Origin of the sequence: Nocardia sp. NPDC058518 (assembly GCF_042719655.1) — a bacterium.
Classification (GTDB): Bacteria; Actinomycetota; Actinomycetes; order Mycobacteriales; family Mycobacteriaceae; genus Nocardia.
Window position 1 is genome coordinate 711866 of the sequence record NZ_JBHXNJ010000001.1, and the last position, 4264, is coordinate 716129.

General features: G+C 67.4%; 3 protein-coding genes. All 3 read left to right on the forward strand.

The genetic code is table 11. The annotated features are described in order from the left end of the window. Nucleotides 1-374: 374 nt before the first annotated feature. The 3 genes from ACFWPX_RS03120 (at nucleotide 375) to ACFWPX_RS03130 (ending at nucleotide 4158) form a co-directional block, all read left to right on the forward strand. Nucleotides 375-1493: a DUF4192 domain-containing protein gene (locus tag ACFWPX_RS03120; protein ID WP_378925485.1), complete on the forward strand. Its 1119-nt coding sequence runs from the start codon at nucleotides 375-377 to the stop codon at nucleotides 1491-1493. A 220-nt stretch (nucleotides 1494-1713) separates the two neighbouring features. After that, complete coding sequence (ssb, locus tag ACFWPX_RS03125) at nucleotides 1714-2313, forward strand: single-stranded DNA-binding protein (RefSeq protein WP_378925487.1); 600 nt, start codon at nucleotides 1714-1716, stop codon at nucleotides 2311-2313. A gap of 375 nt (nucleotides 2314-2688) precedes the next feature. Then, on the forward strand, nucleotides 2689-4158 hold the full coding sequence (locus ACFWPX_RS03130) for a hypothetical protein (protein WP_378925489.1): 1470 nt from the start codon (nucleotides 2689-2691) through the stop codon (nucleotides 4156-4158). Nucleotides 4159-4264: the final 106 nt, after the last annotated feature.

Consider the following 4264-nt stretch of genomic DNA (forward strand, 5'->3'; position numbering starts at 1 on the left):
CACAGCCATTGGTCACCACCTCGTGTGTTTGACACCGCCGCCTGGCGCGGGTGTCGGGGTCTCCACTGCTTTGTTTGGGGTCTTTGTTTCTCTTGGGACGAACCGAGGACACCTCGGAATCTAGCGCCGAACACGGGCATCTGCACCGGTCGTGCGCCGATCAACTCGACCAGGCAAGCCGAACGCCATCCCACCATGCAGCGGCCTGGCATCGGCACCCCATCGCCTGCCCGCTCTCCCAAAGCGCCATCTCCATCCCTGATCGGTGAATCCGGGCTTCGTCGTGATCCCCCGACCCCGGGAGCCGCTCACGACAACTCGTGCGGCGGCACCCGTCCGAAATATCTTGTCTCCCAATCCGAAAGGTTCCTGTTGTGGAAGCCAATGACGACGTCAACACCCCGGCGTTCGACGAGTCCGACGCCCCTCCCGGCACCACCAGCGACAGTCCCTCTCGTCTACGTGTCGACAATGCCGGTGAGTTGATCGCCGCGCTACCCGCGATGCTCGGATTCCTACCAACCCGGTCGCTGGTCGTGCCCTTGCTCAGCACCGAGTCCACACCCGACGCAACCGAATCGATTCAGGCGGTGATGCGGTTCGACATCGACCCCGTCACCGAACCCGCCGGGACCCGACACCTGATCAACATGCTCGACGCGGTGTGTCTGCGCGAGGGGTTCACCTCGACGATGATGATCATCGTCGATGACCGCCCCACCGCGTCAAAGACCGCCGACGAACTCCTCCGCCACCTCACACAGGCGGGGATCGAACCCAGCCACGCGTGGTGGGTCGAGCACATTTGCGCCGGCGCCGAGTACCAGGACCTGTTGAGCTTCGAGCACGGTCGAGTCGATGATCCTCGCACCTCTATGGTCGCGTGCGCGCATGTCCTCGACGGTCACCAGATTCACGGTTCACGTGCCGAACTCACCGACCTGCTGACCCAGAACCCCGAACTCACCGACCAAGTTCGCGCCCACCTCGACGACACCGATGCCCGCTACCGCCACAACCTCGCCACAGCGACCGCCGCGAACCGGGCAATCGCCTACCGGCGCGACATGGTCGAGTGGGTGTTCATCCAGATCAGCACGGTCAGCGAAACACCGGCCACGGCGCAGGATCTCGCGACAGTCGCCGTATTGCTGCGCGACCAGGTCGTGCGCGACATCATGTACGGGCTCGCCGACACCATCTACCACGGTGACGCGCAGGCACTGTGGCGTCAGGTCGCGTCGGTGACCGAGGGCACCGACCGGGCGCAGGCCGCCACGCTGTTCGGCTACAGCGCCTACCACCACAACAACACCGTCGTCGCCGGGATCGCGATCGCCACCGCGCTCGAAGCCGACCCGGATCTGATGATCGCGAACCTGCTGGACCTCGCCATGCAGGAATGCCTTCGTCCCGACCGGATCCGCATGATGGCCGAATGCGGGCGCGAGATCGCCGCCAACGTCGGCATCGACATCGACACGACCTCCTGACCCTGGCACAACGGGGCTTCACCGCACCAGGTCGTGGACCCGTGTGCGGCCAGCCGAGTGAATTGTCTGCCGGTTCACCCCGCATGCGGTCAACCACTACGCGGGCGTCGAGCACCTCCTGAATCGGATCCGCACCAGCGAAATCCGTCGGTCCGCGCCGCCGATCGCGCACGCGGACGTCGGCCCCGCGAACTCCTCCACCAACGAAAGGGCAATCGTCATGGCCAGCGAAACCGAACTGCATATTCGGGGCAACCTCTGCTCCGACATCGAATTGACCTACACCCCATCAGGGGTGGCGGTCGCGCACTGCACTGTCGCGTCCACACCCCGCTACCGCGACCCCAAAACCAGTGAGTGGCGCGACAAGGACCCCCTGTTCCTGCGCTGCAACCTCTGGCGAGAGACCGCGGAGAATGCCGCGGAGTCGTTGTCGAAGGGAGCGAGGGTGATTGTGATCGCGAGACTCAAGCAGCGCAGCTACCAAACCCGCGGCGGTGAGCAACGTACCGTGTTCGAACTCGATGTCGACGAGATCGGCCCGAGCCTGCGTTGGGCGCGGGCGAGTCTGACTCGAACCGGCGGCACCCGCCAAAACAGCGGAGCTGGTACTGGTTTCGGCCAGCGTAACAGCACCAGCGCCGAGAACGGTGGGGACCGTGGCCCGGCCGTCATCGACAGTCGCGGACACGACGATCCGTGGTCGAAGCCTGGACCGACCGTGGCCATCGCCGACGATGTCGGTGGTGACGAACCGTGGGCGGCACCAGTTTTCGCCGGGGCCGCAGCGGGCGTGTTCGGCACGGAACCCGACTTCTAGGCGTTGCCCGGTTCTGCTGTCCCGCCGGCCTGATGTTCGGGTCGGCGGGACGGGGTCCGGGGTGACGGTCTGGGGTGGACCCAGCCGAACGAGGGCTACCAGCCCGGCGCGCGCCACGGCCACGGGCCCGCGCCCGGCGGAAACGAGCCCCCCGCGCACTACCCCAGCCACACCCGCCGGTTCGCGTGGTCAGCGCGGGAAACTCGCCCCCGCACGCAGTGGCGCGTTCCCGCCGCCGCGTCGCCCACCGGGCTGGTCGGTAGCCCTCGGCTGGGCCCACCCCAGCCCGGCACCCCTGTTTTGTGGGAAAGCGTGGCAGTTCCAGCGCGCCCGGGTGCCGCGGTCATCGCTTGTCACATGTCAGGAGAACCCGCCGTGCCCGAGACCGACGTCACCGACCGTGCCGTACAAGACAGCCGCCCGTTCCTCGACGCAATCGCCGAGATCGAAACCACCTTTGCCACCGACCGCGCCACCGCGATTAAGGCATTTCCCGCCGCGCTTGCGTTGGCGACCGAGCAGGACTGGGCGTTGCTCGACTACCTGGTCGAAGTATTCACCCTCCACCCGCGCGAGGCCGCGCTGCGCCGCCTCGGCGCACGCTGGCGGGCCGGCGACGACGCCGAGCGCGAGCGGATGGTGCGGTTAGTCCCCGATACCGACCCCGGCCTACACAGCCACGACACCGCGGCCCTCGCAGCGATCCTCGAAACCCGTGCCGCTCGTAACAACACCAGCGCTGCCGATGAGTTCGCTGCGCTGCACGCCCAACTCCAGACAGCGGAGTTGCCACGGCAGTCGATCCGCCTGTGGCGCAACCCACCACCGCGCTTGGTCGCACCTGCAACGCGACGTGTCGATGCGTCCCGTCTCACCCCAGCGGCGGTGCGTGCCCGTGTCGCCGCTCGAGCAAAGCGGCGCCCGGCCGTGATCGAACCGGCGCACGTCACCGATTACGTCCGCGAGAACCTGTTCGTCGACACCGACGCCGCCGACATCGCCAAGCTGCGGCGGCGACTCGACGGACTCGTCGCCCGCGGAGTCATCGGCACCGATACTCCACGCGGGTGGAAACCCACCTTCGCCGGCCAGCAGCCACCGCGGCCGGCCGAACTCGCTGACGAGATCTGGGATTACACCTACTGCCAGTACGTCGCCGACCAGTACACACTCGGCAACGACAAGACCGACTCACGGGAGAAGTCCATGATCTGGGCAGCCGAACGCACCGGGTTGCGCGAGCGGTCCGATCGCCGCGACACCTCCCAGTTCGCCAGCAACGCACTCGACGACTTCGACAACGCCATGCATCCGGTCCTGGGGTGGCGGTGCGTGTCGTGCTTTGTCGAACGCTCTCACACCGACCGCCGCCCGATCCACACCCATGGCAACACCTTCCGCAGCGACGACGGGTTGTGCGACTTGTGCCGCTGGGACAACCGTCACGGATTGCCCGCATTGCCTGCGGGGTTCGCCGCCTCCGATCTCGCGACTACCTACTGCCGGTTCTTCGCCGAGCACTACCCCGACGCCGCGTACGGACTGCTCGCCGAAGCTCGTGGGCGAGCACCCGAATGGCTCACGACCATCATCGACGAGTTCCTGCTCGAGCACCCCGACCTGCCCGGTGCTCCGCAGTCGGCAGCCCCCGAGTCCGGGGCTGCAACAGCGCCCACACGTCCGCGCCGCCGTCGTGAGCGTGTGCTGCCGCCCGGCTTGCGTCAAGCGCGGTGCGAGGGTTGCACCGAGTTCAAGCCCGTCCACGACGACGGCTTCTGCACCACGTGCCGCGTACACCTCGGCCTTTACATCCCGCTGCCGACCAACCGTCACGTCGCCGCCTGATCCACCCGCGCTGTTTCTGTCGTGGGGGGGGGGGGGGGCGGGGGGGGGGGGCCCCCCCCCCCCCCACACACAGACAGACGGGCGCGCGCGACCAGCCACGCCCGCC